Origin of the sequence: Streptococcus pseudopneumoniae (assembly GCF_001073085.1) — a bacterium.
Taxonomy (GTDB): domain Bacteria; phylum Bacillota; class Bacilli; order Lactobacillales; family Streptococcaceae; genus Streptococcus; species Streptococcus pseudopneumoniae_M.
The window spans coordinates 12565-30641 of record NZ_JVFV01000012.1 but is presented as its reverse complement, the minus strand read 5'-3'; the positions used below and the strand labels follow the sequence as shown (position 1 = coordinate 30641).

Annotated in this window: 18 protein-coding genes and 1 pseudogene; 1 reads left to right on the top strand and 18 read right to left on the bottom strand. The window is 40.5% G+C overall.

The features are described from left to right. Position 1 precedes the first annotated feature (1 nt). From ADH90_RS01985 to ADH90_RS01945, 9 genes are all read right to left on the bottom strand, one after another. The gene (locus ADH90_RS01985; protein WP_049529735.1) at positions 2–664 is read right to left on the bottom strand and encodes a thiamine diphosphokinase; all 663 of its coding nucleotides are present in this window, start codon (positions 662–664) and stop codon (positions 2–4) included. Next, positions 627–1283: a ribulose-phosphate 3-epimerase gene (rpe, locus tag ADH90_RS01980; RefSeq protein WP_049529734.1), complete on the bottom strand. Its 657-nt coding sequence runs from the start codon at positions 1281–1283 to the stop codon at positions 627–629. The genes ADH90_RS01985 and rpe overlap by 38 nt, the downstream gene beginning before the upstream one ends. Positions 1284–1293: 10 nt before the next feature. Beyond that, the gene (rsgA, locus tag ADH90_RS01975; RefSeq protein WP_049529781.1) at positions 1294–2172 is read right to left on the bottom strand and encodes a ribosome small subunit-dependent GTPase A; all 879 of its coding nucleotides are present in this window, start codon (positions 2170–2172) and stop codon (positions 1294–1296) included. A gap of 1 nt (position 2173) precedes the next feature. Beyond that, positions 2174–3046, bottom strand: coding sequence for a 16S rRNA (adenine(1518)-N(6)/adenine(1519)-N(6))-dimethyltransferase RsmA (gene rsmA, locus ADH90_RS01970; protein WP_049529733.1), 873 nt, complete (start codon positions 3044–3046; stop codon positions 2174–2176). A 19-nt stretch (positions 3047–3065) separates the two neighbouring features. Further along, a complete protein-coding gene (locus ADH90_RS01965) occupies positions 3066–3779 on the bottom strand; it encodes a hypothetical protein (RefSeq protein ID WP_049529732.1) in 714 nt (237 codons plus the stop codon). A gap of 191 nt (positions 3780–3970) precedes the next feature. Next, the gene (locus tag ADH90_RS01960) at positions 3971–4306 is read right to left on the bottom strand and encodes a hypothetical protein (protein ID WP_049529731.1); all 336 of its coding nucleotides are present in this window, start codon (positions 4304–4306) and stop codon (positions 3971–3973) included. Positions 4307–4313: 7 nt separating this feature from the next. Continuing rightward, positions 4314–5741 carry an SseB family protein gene (locus ADH90_RS01955; RefSeq protein ID WP_049529730.1) on the bottom strand — a complete coding sequence of 476 codons (1428 nt, stop codon included), beginning with the start codon at positions 5739–5741 and terminating at the stop codon, positions 4314–4316. 132 nt (positions 5742–5873) lie between these two features. Next, a complete protein-coding gene (rnmV, locus tag ADH90_RS01950; RefSeq protein ID WP_049529729.1) occupies positions 5874–6437 on the bottom strand; it encodes a ribonuclease M5 in 564 nt (187 codons plus the stop codon). Next, complete coding sequence (locus tag ADH90_RS01945) at positions 6434–7210, bottom strand: TatD family hydrolase (RefSeq protein ID WP_049529728.1); 777 nt, start codon at positions 7208–7210, stop codon at positions 6434–6436. Before ADH90_RS01945 ends, rnmV begins: the two co-directional genes overlap by 4 nt. A gap of 154 nt (positions 7211–7364) precedes the next feature. Between ADH90_RS01945 and ADH90_RS01940 the strand changes: the two genes are divergently transcribed. Further along, positions 7365–9209: an APC family permease gene (locus tag ADH90_RS01940; RefSeq protein WP_049529727.1), complete on the top strand. Its 1845-nt coding sequence runs from the start codon at positions 7365–7367 to the stop codon at positions 9207–9209. Between the two features lie 183 nt (positions 9210–9392). Here ADH90_RS01940 and rpmH read toward each other — a convergent pair whose 3' ends face one another. From rpmH to ADH90_RS01895, 9 genes and pseudogenes are all read right to left on the bottom strand, one after another. Further along, entirely contained in the window at positions 9393–9527 is a 135-nt protein-coding gene (gene rpmH / locus ADH90_RS01935; protein WP_000831905.1) for a 50S ribosomal protein L34, read from the bottom strand. Positions 9528–9671: 144 nt separating this feature from the next. After that, entirely contained in the window at positions 9672–10886 is a 1215-nt protein-coding gene (locus ADH90_RS01930) for a pyridoxal phosphate-dependent aminotransferase (protein WP_049529726.1), read from the bottom strand. A 580-nt stretch (positions 10887–11466) separates the two neighbouring features. Continuing rightward, positions 11467–12927 carry a glutamate--tRNA ligase gene (gene gltX, locus ADH90_RS01925; RefSeq protein WP_049529725.1) on the bottom strand — a complete coding sequence of 487 codons (1461 nt, stop codon included), beginning with the start codon at positions 12925–12927 and terminating at the stop codon, positions 11467–11469. Between the two features lie 129 nt (positions 12928–13056). Continuing rightward, positions 13057–13533: pseudogene (pgi, locus tag ADH90_RS01920) on the bottom strand (glucose-6-phosphate isomerase); the annotation flags it as partial. Between the two features lie 196 nt (positions 13534–13729). Beyond that, positions 13730–14101, bottom strand: a complete 372-nt coding sequence (locus tag ADH90_RS01915; protein ID WP_049478985.1) for a PTS glucitol/sorbitol transporter subunit IIA — start codon at positions 14099–14101, stop codon at positions 13730–13732. A gap of 97 nt (positions 14102–14198) precedes the next feature. After that, complete coding sequence (srlE, locus tag ADH90_RS01910; RefSeq protein WP_000120696.1) at positions 14199–15179, bottom strand: PTS glucitol/sorbitol transporter subunit IIB; 981 nt, start codon at positions 15177–15179, stop codon at positions 14199–14201. 13 nt (positions 15180–15192) lie between these two features. After that, positions 15193–15738: a PTS glucitol/sorbitol transporter subunit IIC gene (srlA, locus tag ADH90_RS01905; RefSeq protein ID WP_001015684.1), complete on the bottom strand. Its 546-nt coding sequence runs from the start codon at positions 15736–15738 to the stop codon at positions 15193–15195. Next, positions 15735–16232 carry a transcriptional regulator GutM gene (locus ADH90_RS01900; RefSeq protein ID WP_001086645.1) on the bottom strand — a complete coding sequence of 166 codons (498 nt, stop codon included), beginning with the start codon at positions 16230–16232 and terminating at the stop codon, positions 15735–15737. Before ADH90_RS01900 ends, srlA begins: the two co-directional genes overlap by 4 nt. Further along, entirely contained in the window at positions 16232–18058 is a 1827-nt protein-coding gene (locus ADH90_RS01895) for a BglG family transcription antiterminator (RefSeq protein ID WP_080981318.1), read from the bottom strand. The genes ADH90_RS01900 and ADH90_RS01895 overlap by 1 nt, the downstream gene beginning before the upstream one ends. Positions 18059–18077 lie beyond the last annotated feature (19 nt).

Sequence of the window (18077 nt, the reverse complement as noted above, 5' to 3'; positions counted from 1 at the left end):
CCTACCTCCTGTCTTTGCTATGCAGCACGACCACATAGCCATCTGGGCAAGTCACCAAAACTTCCCTATCTATATATTCGTTAGAAGCATAAACTTTCTTAAAGAAAAAATTTTTCTCTGTCAACTCATACTTAGCACCGATAATGGTCAACTGACTATCCCGAACCGGCATAAAGGCCAGATAATCATAGTCCGAACGTGGTTCAAGTTGACTGGTCCCTTCTGGGCAATAGCTAATCAAGTTTTGCCCATCCTCAATCTCTATTTGGCGCATATAGGGTGCCAATTTGGGATTGCTGGGTAGAAAGACATTGGCCAGCATATGGTCAATACGACCACCTAGGGCACCAAAAATGGTCACCTGAGCCTGAGGATTTTTTTCAAAAATCGTTAAAAGTGCTAGTTCCAGATCGGTATCATCCTTCTCTGGCTGAGCTTGGACAAAGTGCTGGGCACGTTCTTGAATCAACTGACGTTCTTCTACAGTCACAGAATCAAAATCCCCAACTGCAAGAGCAAGAGGAAGTTTTTCCTCCAGTACCCAGAGTGAGCCTCGATCCACACCGACAAAACAGTCAAAATCTGTCCGGTAGTGACCGCGGTCTCCCCCTGCAAAAACTGCAACTTTAGTCCAGTTGATTTCTGAGAGCTTGCACTCGTTCATTGACATCTCCCTTAAAGACATAAGACCCTGCTACAAAAACTGTTGCACCAGCTTCCTTGGCTTGAGCAATGGTTTGATCATCAATTCCGCCATCGACTTCAATTTCAAAGTTCAAACCTTTTTCCTCGCGAAGGGCCACCAACTCACGAATCTTATCCATGGTTTCTGGCAGAAAGGCTTGTCCACCAAATCCAGGATTAACTGTCATGACCAAAACTTGATCAACTAGATGAAGGACATGCTTAATCGCTTCAACAGGTGTTCCAGGATTGATAACAACCGATGGTTTGACACCTAGAGAACGAATCTTTTGAAGAGCGCCATGGATATGAGGTGTTGCCTCTACGTGAATGCTGATGATATCTGCCCCTGCACGCGCAAAATCTTCTAGATGGTGTTCAGGATTAGAGACCATCAAGTGGCAATCAAAAACCATCTTGCTATGGGGGCGAAGGCTTTCGACCACACCTGCACCAAAGCTAATCTGAGGTACAAAGTGACCATCCATGATATCGATATGGGCGTATTCTGCCCCAGTTGCTTCTAGGCGTTTAATTTCACGTTCAAAGTTGGCATAATCTGCTGCCAGAATTGACGGAGCAATCTTGTATTGAGACATAGGTTTCTCCTTATTTTGGTATTTTTTTGCTGACTTTTTTATAGGTTTCTCTACGATTTTCAATCTCACTGAGGAATTGCAAATAGTTGTCAAAACGGAAGTTTGCAATAATCCCCTCTTCTACTGCTGGTTTGACTGCGCAAGATGGCTCATGGGTATGAGTACAAGTACGGAACTTGCAGTCTCGGCTAATAGAAGCAATTTCTGGAAATGCCTGATTAAGGTCTTCTGCTGTTGTCACTTCATAATCCAGTGATGAAAATCCTGGCGTGTCTGCGATTTTCCCACCATTGAGATTGTAAAAACTAACAGCTCTAGTAGTATGGCGACCACGACCCAGACTGTCTGAGATTTCTCCTGTTTCGAGATTGAGGTCAGGTGCGATTTTATTGAGGAGGGTTGACTTCCCAACACCTGTCTGTCCCATGAAGACTGTCACTTTATCTGTCAACAAGGGCAAGAGTTCTTCCTTACTAGTCACAAAGTCGTAACCAATAGCACGATAGGTTTTCTCGTAAAAATCCAGTTCTTCACTATCCTCTAGTAAGTCCATCTTGGAAATATAGACGATAGGATGAATGCCCTTGTGCTCTAAAAGAACCAAGAAGCGATCCAGCAAGTTGCTATTAAAGTCAGGTTCTTTAACGGACATAATGACAACGGCTTGGTCAATATTGACAATGGGTGGACGAACCAGACTATTTTTTCGTTCATGAATTTCCAATATATAGCCTTCTGAGTTCTCCTCTGCAGAAAATTCTACCCAATCTCCAACATAGGGTGTATGGCCTTTTTTACGAAAATTCCCACGCGCGCGTGTCTGATAGACTTGACCATCACTTTCCACATAGTAGAAGCCGGCCAATGCTTTAATGATTTGTCCCTGCATCTTAGAGTCCTTGTCCTTTAAGCGCATCTGCTAGACTAGCAAATTCTTCTAAGCCAAGAGCTTCACCACGTACACTTGGTGACAAGCCTGCCTGGTCCAAAGCCTTGGTCAGCTTGTCCTTGATTTCCTCAGTTTTCCCAAAGTAACCAGTCAAGTTGTTCCACAAGGTCTTGCGACGATGAGTGAAACTAGCCTTGGAAACCTTAAAGAAGAAGTTCTCATCTTCGACCGCAACCGCCGGTTCTGGACGACGCACCATTTTCAGGATAGCTGAGTCCACGTTGGGCGCTGGCACAAAGACCGTACGAGGCACGATAAAGGCAACCTTAGCTGTCATGTAATACTGAACTGCAATGGACAAGCTACCGTAAGCCTTGGTATTTGGTTGAGCAGAGATACGATCCGCCACTTCTTTTTGCATCATAACCACAAACTCACTAAAAGGAATGCCACTCTCGATTAAGTGCATGAGAATAGGGGTTGTGATATAGTAAGGCAAGTTTGCTACTACCTTGATTGGTAAATTAGGATTTTTGAAATTCTGGATATATTTCGCTAGATCAACTTTTAGAATGTCCTCATTGACTACGGTCACATTGTCAAAATCACGCAGGGTATCTGCTAGGATTGGCACCAAACGGTGGTCAATCTCAAAGGCCATGACTTCAGCTGCACGCTCAGCCAAAAATTCAGTCAAGGCACCAATACCTGGCCCAATCTCAATGACATTGACCTGATCATCAATTTCAGCCGTATCCACAATTTTTTGAAGGATATTGGTATCCGTCAAAAAATTTTGCCCAAAGGACTTTTTAAAGGTAAAACCGTGACGCTCCAGCACTGCCTTGGTCACGCTATAATCTGCAATTCTCATTTATTCTCTTTTCTATTTATTAGCTAAAAATAATATATAAAACCCACATCATTCCTAGTGCCAACAAAATACAAAACACTAAAAGAACACGAGGCTTGTTCCCTTTTGAATCAGATCCAGTCATATCAAGCACTTTCTTATCTTCTTGGGGATTCATTTTCTTCAGTTCATCCTGATAGGCATCCGAATCTAGAATATTGTCTTCTGGCAATAATTCTGAAGCATAATAATCAGGAAAGCCCATAGCAAGGCCTATTAAGTTCTTATCCGTTAGAGAAAAATCCAAATCTTTTGGCTGGTTTTCCTGAACAGCTCGGATATTTTTTAACAGTTTATCAGCGACTACAGACACTTGATCCATAAAAACTACATCCAAAACATCAAATCCAAGCACATCACCATCTTTTACGTTTACAAGAATATAACGAACAAAGGCATCATAGAGTTGCAAAGCTTGCGGGACATTCTCTTCTAAAAAAGACCGATTTTGGAGGGCGTTTTGCTGAAATTTTGCAATAGAAAGTAGGATATCCACATTTTGCTCTTGGTAAAATCTTTCTGCCTGTTCTTCATCTTCTTCGAGTTTTTCTGCTGTTTCCCAGAGAGCAATAGGAGCTTTTAAATCTTCTTCATCCCAAAACAATTGCCAAAAATATGGTATCGTGTAAATTCCCTCTGTTAAAATACGGGCTTCATCTCCGTTTTTTAAGTAAATATAACTTCTATTTGCCATATCATTTCCTTTCAAAATCTTTGAAAAAGGTTAGTGGTTCAAGTAGGATGTAGATAAAACTATAAAGTTTCCAATTTTTCATGCTCAATCGAAAACCTAGACTTCATTGAAAAAGATGTTTCATAAAAGCACCAAGGGGCGATAACACTACATAACCAGTTTAACCTTGGTCAGGTCATCATCTGCAATTCTCATTTATTCTCTTTACTAATGTAGTATGCTTCCGGGGTGTAATGATAGAGCAAAACAAATAAGGGAGTCTCAGTAATTCCTTCTAACATTTCTTTTAATACTTCATCTTGATGGATAATCTCTCCTGTTTTAGTGAAATAAACACCTTGTTCCCCATTTCGATTTCGAAGTTCCCAGGCCACATTATTTCCTTGGATAAACGGCAAATAACGTTCCTTTTCTAAAAAATCAAAAAAGTCTTTCACCGTCATATCTTCAGGAACATCAAATTCCATCTCATGAGACAGGACATCATCCCCCATACAGACAGAATCTCTATCAACTCGTATTTTCATTCTTTGTTTAACCGTTAGCTCTGTCTTCTAGTTCCTCACTAAGCTTTTGCATGTCTTTAAAAGCTGTTAGACTAACATAAGCACCCGCTTCATAGTATTCCGTTGGATTAATGGCATAATCAAAAACTTCAATCATGCCTCCTGCTTCTTCAATCATGCCATTCCACTTTTCATCAAAGACCATTCGCAGACGTTTCCAATCAGTAAATACTGGAATTGAATTTCGTCCATCTTTTCCTTCTCTGGTTGGAATATTAAAGTTTGCATCTTTTTCCAAAACAAAGGAATTTCCTTCTGAATTATCCTCTGGGAATCCTGATGCTGCATCTAATGGAAGCAAGAATTTTGCTTTAGGCATAGCCATAGAGAAGAACTTGTAGTAAAGTCCATAAACTAGTTCTTGCTCTTCTGTAGTCGGTTGGTCCATCTGCCCCATCAAGAGCATCCATCTTACCAGGTCAGGATTCATGACAGGCACTTGTATTTCTGGCAAATTAGAATAATCTGGTTTTTGAACCAAGGCTGAGGCACTGATACTAACTTCCTTGGAATTAAAGATTGCCCCTAGGGCACCATTTAAGTAAAAGGCTGTCCCAAGGAAATTCTCAATCCCTTTTTTATCTTCCGTATTTTCAATCAGTTTTACGACTGAGTTTGGTCGGCTGTCAATGGTTTCCTTGAATTGGCGATACCAAGATGGCGTCAAAAGCATGATCATGGGATCTGTACACAGATAGCCCTCTTCTCCTCTGTCATATGTCGTTGAGAAAAGATAGGGTTCGCCTGTTTTTTCTGAATAAACTGCATATACTGCATCTGCTTCTAAGAGCTTGTCTTTAACGATTTCCGCTAGACCTTCCAACTTACGAGTGTTGGCTTGATAGCTTTCTTCACTTTCAGTATCCTGATTTTGACGGCATTTCCATAAAAAGAGACGCAAAATCTCTACGCTGTCATCAAGGCTAGCTGCCAAATAGTCTTCATTTGTTAACTGACCCTCTTGGATGGCTACAAAAGCACGATAAAGAGCATCTGAGTAGCTCGATAATTTTTGTTCTTCCTCAACACCTGAACTAAAGAGCACACTTCCTTTTTTCAATTTATCCAAAGAAGGAAGCCTATCAACCACTAGATGCGCGAGAACTTCATCAGTAAGACTATCGGCATCTTTGTTTTGACTGCTAAGTTTTTTAACCTCTACAGTACCAAGACTTTCCATTCCTTGGTCGGGATTGCAAAACTGCAACTGATCTCCAACCTTGAGAGTCCCTTCTAAACTCCCAACGATCAATAATTGGTTCGTTTCCTTCATTGGGAACAAATCTAAAACTCCAATACATGCATTGTTTTTAGATTCTTCTCTTTCATTCTGTGCTTCAGTTATTTCAGTTGCCTCTGCAGTTTCCGTCTTTTTTAAAAAATCAAAGATTCCCATAACTTTTCCTCATTAACTCCACACAAGGCTAATCCCGTGGAGCACTTTTCTAATGCTTGCTATCAAGCCTGATTAAACCGTATATGATTACTTCTATTGTATCATATTCCCCCTACATTTTGGGACGGTTTCTCAATTCTCATACGATTTCATGGCATCTTCAACTTCAGCTAGACTGATTCCAAATAATTCTAAACGCTTGAGAAGTTGTTTACCATTGGAATAACCGATACGAAGATTCTCTCCTAGATATTCTCTGCGTTTTCGGCTGTCTGCTCCAGCTAGAAAACCAAGGCGAATCAAGTCACTACGGCTAATATCAAAGTCACTTTCTACTTCAAATTGCTCTGTTACTTGAGCCAGTGCTGTTTTCAAGTCTTCATAACTGGCATGTTCGATTCCTAGGGAACGTCCCTTGGTCTTGGACTTGGGAACAGCTTCATCACGTTTGAGAAAAGCGTGTTGAACTGTTGGGATGGCGGTCATAATCATCCGACGGATGCGTTCCCCATTAAAGTCAGGATCTGTAAAGACAATCACCCCATGACGTTCATGTAGACGTTGGATACGCTCAAGATCCCGCTCATTGATAGCTGATCCACGAGTCTCATAGGTCTCCACGTCAAAGTAGCATTTTAGATTGGCTGTGTCGTCACGCCCTTCGACTACGATGACTTGTGATATTTTCTCTTTCATGATTTACTTTCCAATCCAAAGATTCGTTCTGCATTGGCACTTGTCACTGTTGCCAATTCTTCTGTCGTCATGCCACGCAAGTCCGCAATAAAGTCTACTACATAGCGCGTGTAAGCTGTCTTGTTTTCACGACCACGCTTGGGTACTGGGGCTAAATAAGGCGCATCCGTTTCTACCAAAATCTTATCCAAAGGTAACTCTTTGGCTGCTTCCTGAATATCTGTCGCCTTCTTGAAGGTAACGACCCCAGAAAAGGAAATGGTCATGCCAAGCTCCACAAACTTCTCAGCCCAATCCAAAGAACCTGAGAAGGAATGCATGATGCCGCCACGCGGACCAACTCCCTCACTCTTAATAATTTCATAGGTATCTTCGAGCGCATCACGTGTGTGAACCACAAAAGGTAAGTCCAGTTCCTTAGACAGCTGAATCTGACGACGGAAAACTTGCTCCTGCACTTCTTTAGGTGCCGTCATCCAGTGATAGTCCAAACCAATCTCCCCCAAGGCAACAACTTTTGGATGTTTTAGTTTTTCTAGCAAGTAATTCTCAACTTCCGTTGTATAGGTTCCTGCTTCCGTTGGATGCCAACCAATCGTCGCATAAAGTTGGTCATATTCTTCCACCAATTCCAAGGCACGTTCAATGGTTGGTTTGTCAAAACCAACAATATTCATCCGAGTCACACCCATTTCAGCTGCTAAGGCTATTTCTTCTGCTTCTCTTCCTGAAAATTCTTCCACATTCAAGTGGGTATGCGTATCAAAAATCATTTATATTCCCTCGTTTTTTCTACCTTCTATTATACCAAAAAACTAGTCTCATTCTTATAGGAAAAAATATTTTGAAATCAATCATTTTCCCTTGACGGCCTTTTTTCATAGCAGTATAATAACTCTTGTTGAATTTTTTAGAAAAGGAAAGAGAATGTTTACAAAACTAAAATATACTTTTATCGGTCGTCCCCTTAAATCCTTAACAGAAGGTGAAGGAGGACTTCTTGGAAAAACACAAGCACTCGCAATGCTCTCAAGCGATGCTCTATCTTCTATCGCTTATGGACCTGAGCAGGTCGTTCTTGTCTTGGCTAGTCTTTCTCCCCTCGCTATTTGGTGGAGTCTTCCTATCGGCATTTTTGTCCTCTTACTATTAGCTAGCCTGACGATATCTTATCGGCAAATCATTCACGCCTACCCTCAAGGTGGGGGTGCCTATATGGTTACTCGAGAAAACCTCTCCCCTGAGCTAGGTTTGATTGCTGGGGGAAGTCTGCTTGTTGACTACATGCTAACAGTTGCCGTATCCGTAGCTGCAGGTGCTGATGCGATCACAGCTGCCCTCCCTGCTCTCCACCCTTACAACCTCCACATCTCCATTTTTCTAGTATGTTTGCTCATGCTTTTGAATCTGCGAGGCTTGAAGGAATCTGCCAGTTCTCTGATGATCCCTGTCTATCTCTTTATCTTTAGTACCGTCTTCCTCTTATTGTTTGGTATCTTCCAACTATTGACAGGTTCTCTCAGCTATCATGCAACTTCTGCAATTGGTCAAACCGTCCCAAGTCTCTCAATTATTCTCATTTTAAGAGCCTTCACCAGCGGTTCGGCTTCACTAACTGGAGTTGAAGCTATCTCAAACGCTGTTCCGTTTTTCAAAACTCCCAAAGAGAAGAACGCTGCCCAGACACTAACCATCATGTCTCTGATCCTTGGATTTCTATTTGCAGGGATTACCTTCTTAAACTACTGGATGGGAATTACTCCTCAACACGGAGAAACAATCCTTTCACAAATGGCGAAAGGAATTCTAGGAAATTCAGCTCTCGGTCAGATTGTTTATTATCTCTTCCAATTCTCAACAGCCCTAATCCTAGCCGTTGCTGCAAATACTGGTTTTTCTGCCTTTCCGATGTTAGCTTACAATATGGCCAAGAACAAGTACATGCCCCATCTCTTTATGGAAAAGGGAGACCGCCTTGGTTATTCAAACGGTATTTTGACCTTGGCCTTCGGTGCTATGATCCTTCTGCTCATTTTTAACGGAAATACGGAACGCTTAATTCCTCTTTATACTATCGGAGTTTTTGTTCCTTTTGCCCTTTCTCAAACAGGAATGATTCGCCACTGGAAAAAAGAAAAAGGCTCTCATTTCTTAAAATCTGCCTTCGCAAATATCCTTGGCGCTATCATTTGTTATGCTATCGTTCTTATCCTACTCTTCTTTAGACTTGGAGATATTTGGCCCTTCTTCCCAATCATCCTGGTCCTAACCTTCCTCTTTTTGTCCATCCACAGTCATTACCAAAAGGTAGCTAAACAGCTTCGACTCTATGAAGGAATTCAAAAGAAAACCTACGATGGCAATGTCGTCCTTGTCTTAGTGGGAAATGTTACTCGAGTAAGCGTCGGAGCTATTAACTATGCTCAAAGTATTGGAGATGAAGTTTTGGCCATGCACATTTCCACCAAGGAAACCGAAGAAAAAGACCAAGAAATCCTCCAAGAATTTGCTGGCTACTTTCCAAATATCACTTTAAAAAACATTACTACCAGCTATCGCGATATCATCACACCTACAGTTCGATATGTTCGAAAAATCTCTCAAGAAGCCAAGAAAAAGAACTACACAGTCACAGTTCTAGTACCCCAATTTATCCCTAACAAACCTTGGCAAAATATCCTCCACAATCAAATGAGTCTCAAATTAAAATATGCTCTCAGATGGCACGAAGATGTCGTCGTTGCCAGCTACTCTTATCATTTGAAAGAATAAAGAAAAGCTCAAAATCAGAGAAATCACCTCCTGATTTTGAGCTTTTTCTATTGATCGTCTTTCCAATGCATCTTCTACAGTTTTCAGATTACATCAATTGCCATAGAAGTTTCTCTCTTTTAGATAAACAGAAAAGCCAGTAGACTCGAGTTCCTACTGACTTCTTTGTTGAATTCGTTTGGATTATGCAGCCAAAACTTTGCGTCCTTTACGACGACGAGCTGCCAAGACGCGACGACCGTTTTTAGTTGACATACGGTTACGGAATCCGTGTTTACGCGCACGACGTAGTTTACTTGGTTGATAAGTACGTTTCACGATGAATACCTCCTCATAGATTTTGTATTCGTTTAGCCGGCTATAAAGTGATCAGTTACTAAACATACTTTACTATTCTATCTGATTCTTTTGCATTTGTCAATAGCTCTGACAAATGTTTCCAGCTTTTTTGCTATGAAAGCCTTATCTACGATACTGTTTCAAGAAACGGGTCATCTTTTCTTGGATTTGGGCTAACTCATCTACACGTGGCAGATAAACGATACGGAAGTGATCTGGTTCTCTCCAGTTAAATCCTCGTCCATGAACCAAAAGCACCTTTTCTTGCTTCAAGAAATCAAGGACAAACTGCTCATCATCATCGATACGGTACATATTGCGGTCAATTTTAGGGAAGATATAAAGACCCGCTTTAGGTTTAACCGCGGACAAACCTGGAATATCTTGAATGGCATTATAAATAAAGTTTCTTTGTTCATAGATACGACCACCCGGCAAGAGTAATTCGTCCACCGATTGGTGACCACCGAGTGAAGTTTGAACAACCTGTTGAGCCAAGACGTTGGAACAAAGGCGCATGTTTGAAAGCATGTTGAGACCTTCAATATAGCCCTTTACATGATGTTTAGGCCCAGACAAGACCATCCAACCTACACGGAAACCAGCGATACGGTGAGATTTAGACAGACCATTCATGCTGACACAGAAAAGGTCTGGTGCTAGACTTGCTACTGGTGTGTGGACATTGCCGTCCATAACCATACGGTCGTAAATTTCATCCGCAAAGATAATCAAGTCATTTTGACGAGCAATCTCAATGATATCTAGTAAGAGTTCTTTAGGATAGAGGGCTCCCGTTGGATTATTTGGATTGATTAAAACGATAGCCTTAGTATTTGAACTAATCTTAGACTTAATGTCATCTAGGTCTGGATACCATTCAGCTTCTTCATCACAGACGTAGTGAACGGCATTTCCTCCAGCCAAGCTAACTGCAGCTGTCCAGAGAGGATAGTCAGGCATTGGAACCAAGACTTCATCGCCATTGTCCAAGAGACCTTGCATGGACATGACAATCAACTCACTCACACCATTTCCAAGGTAGATATCATCGATGCCTACATTAGGGAATTTTTTCAATTGGCAATATTGCATAATTGCTTTACGGGCTGAAAAGATACCTTTTGAGTCCGAATAACCTTCACTATCACGCGCATTCATAATCAAATCATGGATGACCTCATCTGGTGCTGTAAAGCCAAACTCAGCTGGGTTTCCTGTATTCAAGCGAAGGATTTTTTCCCCATTTGCTCGCATACGCATGGCTTCCTCAAGGACTGGACCACGGATGTCGTAAGCCACATGCTCTAATTTGATTGATTTGTTAAATTCTTTCATTTGATTTCCTCAATTCATCAGAATAGTTAATATTATACCACTTGATAGAAAAATCGTAAATCGCCCAGTACTATTCCACAAAAAAACCTTGCTTAACGCAAGGTAAACAGAGCAAGGTCGATTTCTTTCTATTTTTGGGAGAAGAAAGAGAAAAATATGCACCTCTAGCAAGATATACATCTAAATCTAAAGTCTCGCACATAAACTTCGAATCGAAAACGAAGGCATCGTTATGGATGATAGTTGCATGAACTCATGAATTTCTTCCTGTGTCCAGCAAAGCGCAAAGAAAAAATAAGTCGACTCAACAAACAACATAGACGATGTCTGGGCTAATTCGAGTCTGTTTGTAAAGAATTTTACCATATCACTGACTTCTTTCCCTGCCCTGTCACTTAGTATTATACACTAAAACTTTTGCATTTTCAAATAAGTACATATAAAAATAACTCTTTTTAAAGCGCCACCTAAACATTTAATTGAATATGATTCTACTTTGACAATAAAAAAGAGAGAACCTTGTGATTCTCTCTGAACTAAGTCCTACAATTACTATAGCCAAAAGTAGTCGGAACTTAGCTTATTTTGCAATCTCTGCCAACATTTTTTCGATATGTTGGATTGATTTTTCGCGACCAAGCAAGTAGATGGTTTCTGGTAATTCTGGCCCATGCATCTCACCTGAAACAGCGATACGGATTGGCATGAAGAGATTTTTCCCCTTGATACCAGTTTCCTTTTGAACTGCTTTAATTTGTGGGAAGATATTTTCTACCACAAACTCATCGTCTGACATGGCTTCGAGTTTCGCTTTGAAAGCCTCAAGTACAGTCGGAACGGTTTCACCAGCCATGACTTCTCGCTCAGCTTCGGTCAATTCTGGGAAGTCTGAGAAGAAAAGGTCTGTCAATGGAACAATTTCGTCCACTGACTTCATTTGTGGTTTGTAGAGCTCCACCAATTTCTCAGCCTTGTCTGTCAAACGTCCCGCTGCTTCGAGGAATGGTTTGGCCATTTCAAAGATAGTCTCAAGATCCGCATTCTTAATGTACTCATTGCTCATCCAGTCCATTTTCTTCTGATCGAAGGCTGCTGGAGACTTGCTGAGACGGTTTTCATCAAAGAGCTTGATGAGTTCTTGACGAGAGAAGATTTCGTCTTCCCCGCCAGGGTTCCAGCCAAGAAGGGCGATGAAGTTAAAGACTGCTTCTGGAAGGTAGCCTTTCTTGCGGTAATCTTCGATAAATTGAAGGGTGTTAGTATCACGTTTAGATAACTTCTTACCAGTTTCAGAGTTGATAATCAAGGTCATGTGACCAAACTCAGGTGCTTCCCATCCAAGCGCTTCATAGACCATGAGCTGTTTTGGTGTATTGGCAATGTGGTCATCTCCACGGATAACGTGAGAAATTTGCATGTCGTGGTCATCAATGACAACGGCAAAATTGTAAGTTGGGTAACCATCTTTCTTTTGGATAACCCAGTCCCCACCGATATTGCCACCTTCAAATTCGATATCACCTTTGACCATGTCATGCCACTTGTAAATACCAGACTCATTGACAGCCAAACGAACCGTTGGGATGATGCCTGCCGCTTCACGTTCTGCGATATAAGCTGCTTTTTCTTCTTCGCTCATACCAAGGTATTCGTTGATGTAGCGAGGTGTTTCACCTGCTGCTTCTTGGCGTTCACGTTCTGCTCCCAACTCTTCTTCTGTAACGTAAGATTTGTAGGCTTTTCCTTCAGCTAAGAGTTGGTCGATATATTTTTGATACAAGTCCAAACGCTCAGACTGGCGGTAGTTTTCATGAGTTTCTGGACTTTCATCCCAGTCCATGCCTAACCAACGAAGGTTTTCAAGCTGTGAACGTTCTCCGTCTTCGACATGACGTTTGCGGTCAGTATCTTCGATACGGATAATAAAAGTTCCACCATGGTGGCGTGCATACAAATAGTTAAACAATGCTGTACGGGCATTACCGATGTGTAATAGTCCTGTTGGACTTGGTGCATAACGCACACGAATATCTTTTGACATATCTTCTCCTATAAAGTCTCTAGGCGTCTGCCTTTTTGCTCTCTATATTATATCACAAGTCTTGCCAGAGTCCAATTTCTCTTTTCGAGAAAAAGTAAAAAGAGTGGAAAACCACTCTTTTTTATTCTATTATAGACGAGCGTTGAGTTCTTTGCTCAATTCTTCAAATCCTGGTTTACCAAGAAGGGCAAACATGTTACGTTTGTAGGCTTCAACACCTGGTTGGTCAAATGGGTTGATGGCATTCAAGTAACCTGAAAGGGCAATTGCCAATTCGAAGAAGTAGATCGTGTAACCAAGAGTGAAGGCATCTTGCTCAGGAAGAGTCACGTACATGTTTGGCACGTCACCATCTGTGTGGGCAAGAAGAACACCATCAGTAGCTTTTTTGTTTACAAAGTCAACGTCTTTTCCTTGAAGGTAACCAAGTCCATCAAGATCTTCTTCCAAAGTAGGGATGATCACGTTCTTACGAGGTTTGTCAACGCGGACAACTGTTTCAAACATGATACGAGTTCCTTCTTGGATAAATTGACCCAATGAGTGCAAGTCTGTTGAGAAGTTAGCTGAAGTTGGGTAGATACCTTTTTGGTCTTTCCCTTCTGTTCAAGCACCCCTTGTGGATGCATCTGCTGGAAATTCCCTTACACTGACTGGCTAGTTTGATTGACTTGCCAATCAACCACTGCGTCATCTATTTTTTCTAATTTAGACCGAGAAGCCTGGACTTTTTGTCCAGGCTCTGAATCAATTTTTTAGACTTTTATTTTTCTAAGTTGCTTGATTTGAAATTTTATTATGGTCAAGCAGTTTCAAAAATCTGAATAGTAGAACCTTTCTCAATTACTACCGCTTGCTCTGCTACAACATGGAGTGTACCAGGAAGGCTCCCCTCTTTTGAACCATCAAAAGAAATCGTGATATGTCCCAGTCCAGTTAAATTTTTTTCTACTACATTTCCTACGGAACTAATCGAATATTCCTGATTATCTACCACCAGCTTGCCACCTTCTAGTATTGAACCTAGCAGATTTTTGTTATCAATCTTAAAACAATACTCTGATAAATCTTCTGGTGCTTCTTCTCCAAATAAAATGAGCATATTGGCATCTTGAATCATATTCTGAGCTTCAGACCCTACTTGAATTACTTTAGTTTCAAAAATTTTCTTCATCTGATTTCTATTCATACTTTCTCTAATTTGTCATAAACTTAGGCTTATAGATAAGTTTAACATAATAGTTCTCTGTTTTCAGGCATCTATCAAAGGTCTACTGATAAAGACCAATACTAGCTATCCAAGCAACTAGCACTCGCGGAACACCATTGAGAAAGCGTGAATAAAGTACCGAAGGGACACCAACCTCAACTGTTTCAGCCTTGGCTTCAGATAGGCCGAGTGCTACAGGAATGAAATCACAACCGTTTTGAGTGTTGATAGCAAATAAAGCTGGCAGAGCCATTTGGGGCGGAATAGTCCCTTTTCCGATTTCGACTCCAATTAAAGTTCCAATAATCTGACTAATAACAGCTCCGGGACCTAACAAAGGAGATAGGAATGGTAAGGAACAGATAAAGCCAATTAAAACGAGTCCCCAGATGTTCCCCGCTAGGGGAACCATTAATTTTGCCAGCCAATTTCCAACACCAGATCCTTGAATAACCCCAATCAGCAAGGAAACAAAGGCCATGAAAGGAATTATTGTATTGAGCATTGTTTGGATGGCTTCACGAGCAGCCTGGTTGAAAGTTGCAACGACCTTACCAGCCCCCATCCCAATTCGTGCTACAATACTTGTTTCAGCTTTTTGCTCTGTAATTTTTTTACTAGTATCGTAAGTTGGCTTTTCAGTTACCACAGTTGTCGCTTTTTCGTCTTCATTAGCAGCAGAAATTTGATTAAGGCCAACTGCTGACACATAGATTTCCTCGGTTATATATTGAGCTAGAGGCCCACTTTTCCCTGTAGCGACAATATTTATTGTAGGGATTCCCTTTTTAGGATAAATACCACAGCGAAGAGTACCGCCACAATCCACGATTGCTAAAGCAATTTCCTCATCTGGGATAGAAGTTTTAAACCCATTAACAGCTTCCATACCGGTCAAATCAGCAATTTTATCTACAATATCTGGCTTTTCTCCGCCGCCAGTAATATAGATGAATTTATGCTTAGCTTCACTAGGTGTAATGACCAAAGGTCCTCCGAAACCGCCATTTCCTTTAACAACTTTTATACTCTTATATGACATAATTTCACTCTTTCTATAAATCAAATGTTTTACTCAAGGTAACACCTTGCTGTTTTGCTACATAAGCAGTTGTAAAATCGGTTACCCAACCACCTACAAAGTTCATGACAAGCCCAACAAGCATGTAACGAATGGCTAAGTCCATTTGACTTAAACCTAAAGTTTGAATTCCTGTCGCAATTCCCATCCATACAAATAATTCCCCAGGATTGATATGTGGAAATACACCATTTGAAGTATGGCAAAACTGCATCTGAGCTGCTACAAAACTAGGTTTATAATATTCTGGTAAGAAACGTCCCATACTGATTGCCATCGGATTTCCCAGCATAAAAGCTGAAATGAAAGGTAAAATCATATACCGGCTAACAGGATTTTTGGCAGAAATCTTAGCCAAGGAATTGACCTTCTCTTCTCCCAAGAAAGCGATAAGGGTATTCATTGCAATCAATAGCATCAAGACAAGAGGTACAATATTTGTCATCCAGCTAATAAAGGTTTCTCCACCTAATTGGAAGAGTTTCATAAAACTCTCTGCAAAATTTGTAATGTGATTCATAAGGAACTCCCTTTCTTATTTTTTTTAAATAACTGTTTAATAGATAATTGTAAGTAATTCGCATAAAAGCCGAATCCCAGAAAAGAATCAGATGAACTTGTCTCTTTCTCAATACCTGCCTCATGCCAAAGATAGACTTTTCTAGCATCTTCTATGGCTGATTGCATCAACTTATTTTCTTTTCTCACAAGAGGATTATACTTGTCAAAATAATGGATGTCTTCTCCAACATAATCGTCCATATTTTGAAAACGTGCTAAGATTGTGACTCCTTGCATTTTGCTAGCTTTAAGAACCCGACCGTTTTCATCAACCGCGAACATGACAATCGTACCGGATTTGATTCTTCCGGACTTCCTGCCAATCGCTACGCGCCCCAGTCTTCGGAGCATCGTATAGGTCTTATTGAAGTCTTTGAGTTGCTGCCAGCCGAGGAACATTTGAAATATATAAGCTGCCATGACAAATACAGCGAAAATTATTAGCGAATTCATTAAAATACTCCTTTGCTCTTAGAAAATGATAGAAACTCTGTCTCTGTTTCTACAGCCCTCAAAGCTTCTTTTAGAGAAGGCTCTCCTGCAATTCGAAAAATGTCGTCATACAATTCCAGCAATTCACTCTCCATTTTGCTTTCAATTTCTGAGGGAATGGCGACTAGAAAGATAAATTCAATCCAATCATCTCCTTTTTGATAAGGCTCTTCTAGCTTTCCAAACATTAAAATAGTCTTTGCATAACCCTGGTTAATTGTATGGGGGAAGGCAATTCCTCCACCAAAAATGGTTGATTGTTTTTTCTCCCTATCAATTATCCGATTTCTAAAACCTTCATCAATCATCTGAAGTTTCTCTAACTCTGCAACCATATTTAGCAAGTATTGCTGATAGGTTTTTTGGGGACTCAACCGAAGAAAACGTAAGCTGACTGTTTCTAGATTTTTTTGATGAAAAGCATTGGCCCTCTGCCATTCTTCCCGCAGCCATTGATCATCAAAAAGATGATTAACTTGAATGACTGGAGATTTAGAATCTTTATATTTTAGAGGAACTGTCGTAAAAATCGCGAAATAGTCCTGATTCAAATCCAGATTAAAATCCTCTTCAGAATACTGAGTAATGTCTACATCATTTCCAAGGATTCGTCTGAGTTGCTGAATAATCATCGCAGCAGTTCCTCTTCCTGTTGTGCAAACTACTGCTATCTGCTTGCGAGAACCATTTACAACAGAGTTTTGCTTTCTTAAAATCATTTCAAAATACAAAGCCAGATATCCGATTTCAGATAATTCCAATTCAGAACCAAAAATTGCAGACAGTTCTTCTCCAGCAATTTTCGCCATTTCAAAAGCAAAAGGATATTGAGTTTGAACCTCGCCATGGAATATATCATTAGCTTGCACATGGAAAATCAGTCGATTGATTAAGGGGCCTAGATGAGACTTGATTTCTTCAAATAATTCTTCATCATCAAAGTTAACCAACATTGTTTCTTTGACTTTCTTGACAATCCCTTGAAAAATGTTTGCAAGCTGTTCAGATTGATAAGACGGCTTGCTTAAAGTGTCAATAAAACGGATATTAAACGGAAAACACAAAAAGTCTATTTCAAACTGACTGAGGGAAATCTTATAAGTCATCTCAATATGATAGATTAATTTTTCAACCAAAGGTGTCTCTGTTAAATCATTCCTATAGTAAGGAATAGGGCAACTCAACACCCTAGATGCATAAATACGCTCCACCATAATTGAAATTGTCTTTCGAAGGAGTTCCTTTGTTTCTTTCGGGATTTTATACTCCTGGAGTAGCGTCTCCAGAAAAGAAGATGTTGCCTCGGTGAGTGTCTTTCCTTCAAAGTAAGGGGCCACTTGGTGAATATAGAGCAAGCGCAAATTCAGCTCGGACCCCAAGACCTCCAGCCCACGGTTGGGCTTTCCTGAAATAGTGATAGAGTAACTCTCTGCCAAAGATTTTACTTGTTTTAAATCCTTATTAAGGGTACTTCTACTAACACCTGCCTCCTCAGCCAAGTCGTCAATAAGAAGAGGGGAGGTTGACTTAATTAAACGTTTTAGTAAATAGGCAATTCTTTTACTGGAAGAATTGAAGTCACTCTCCCGTTTTAAACTACCAGATAAAATCCTTTCCAACTCAGTATAGTCATACACCTCTAACATTAACTTATCATCTTGTGAGATAATCTGGATACTCGGAGCCAAAACATCATTTAATTGTTGGATACTCTTTTGCAAGGTTTGCATACTAATATCCAGCTCTGAGCGCATATCTACCAAGGAATAAGTTGGCTGTGAGACCATTTTTTCTAAAATGTTATAC

What these genes read in the sequence shown, in the direction of transcription:
- rsgA (WP_049529781.1), bottom strand. Translation starts at nt 2,172, where the DNA reads ATGCAGGGACAAATCATTAAAGCATTGGCCGGCTTCTACTATGTGGAA.
- ADH90_RS01930 (WP_049529726.1), bottom strand. Translation starts at nt 10,886, where the DNA reads ATGAAAGAATTTAACAAATCAATCAAATTAGAGCATGTGGCTTACGAC.
- ADH90_RS01960 (WP_049529731.1), bottom strand. Translation starts at nt 4,306, where the DNA reads ATGAAAATACGAGTTGATAGAGATTCTGTCTGTATGGGGGATGATGTC.
- srlE (WP_000120696.1), bottom strand. Translation starts at nt 15,179, where the DNA reads ATGTCATATAAGAGTATAAAAGTTGTTAAAGGAAATGGCGGTTTCGGA.
- ADH90_RS01955 (WP_049529730.1), bottom strand. Translation starts at nt 5,741, where the DNA reads ATGGGAATCTTTGATTTTTTAAAAAAGACGGAAACTGCAGAGGCAACT.
- gltX (WP_049529725.1), bottom strand. Translation starts at nt 12,927, where the DNA reads ATGTCAAAAGATATTCGTGTGCGTTATGCACCAAGTCCAACAGGACTA.
- ADH90_RS01940 (WP_049529727.1), top strand. Translation starts at nt 7,365, where the DNA reads ATGTTTACAAAACTAAAATATACTTTTATCGGTCGTCCCCTTAAATCC.
- rnmV (WP_049529729.1), bottom strand. Translation starts at nt 6,437, where the DNA reads ATGAAAGAGAAAATATCACAAGTCATCGTAGTCGAAGGGCGTGACGAC.
- ADH90_RS01895 (WP_080981318.1), bottom strand. Translation starts at nt 18,058, where the DNA reads ATGGTCTCACAGCCAACTTATTCCTTGGTAGATATGCGCTCAGAGCTG.
- rsmA (WP_049529733.1), bottom strand. Translation starts at nt 3,046, where the DNA reads ATGAGAATTGCAGATTATAGCGTGACCAAGGCAGTGCTGGAGCGTCAC.
- ADH90_RS01915 (WP_049478985.1), bottom strand. Translation starts at nt 14,101, where the DNA reads ATGAAGAAAATTTTTGAAACTAAAGTAATTCAAGTAGGGTCTGAAGCT.
- ADH90_RS01945 (WP_049529728.1), bottom strand. Translation starts at nt 7,210, where the DNA reads ATGATTTTTGATACGCATACCCACTTGAATGTGGAAGAATTTTCAGGA.
- ADH90_RS01985 (WP_049529735.1), bottom strand. Translation starts at nt 664, where the DNA reads ATGAACGAGTGCAAGCTCTCAGAAATCAACTGGACTAAAGTTGCAGTT.
- srlA (WP_001015684.1), bottom strand. Translation starts at nt 15,738, where the DNA reads ATGAATCACATTACAAATTTTGCAGAGAGTTTTATGAAACTCTTCCAA.
- rpe (WP_049529734.1), bottom strand. Translation starts at nt 1,283, where the DNA reads ATGTCTCAATACAAGATTGCTCCGTCAATTCTGGCAGCAGATTATGCC.
- ADH90_RS01965 (WP_049529732.1), bottom strand. Translation starts at nt 3,779, where the DNA reads ATGGCAAATAGAAGTTATATTTACTTAAAAAACGGAGATGAAGCCCGT.
- ADH90_RS01900 (WP_001086645.1), bottom strand. Translation starts at nt 16,232, where the DNA reads ATGAATTCGCTAATAATTTTCGCTGTATTTGTCATGGCAGCTTATATA.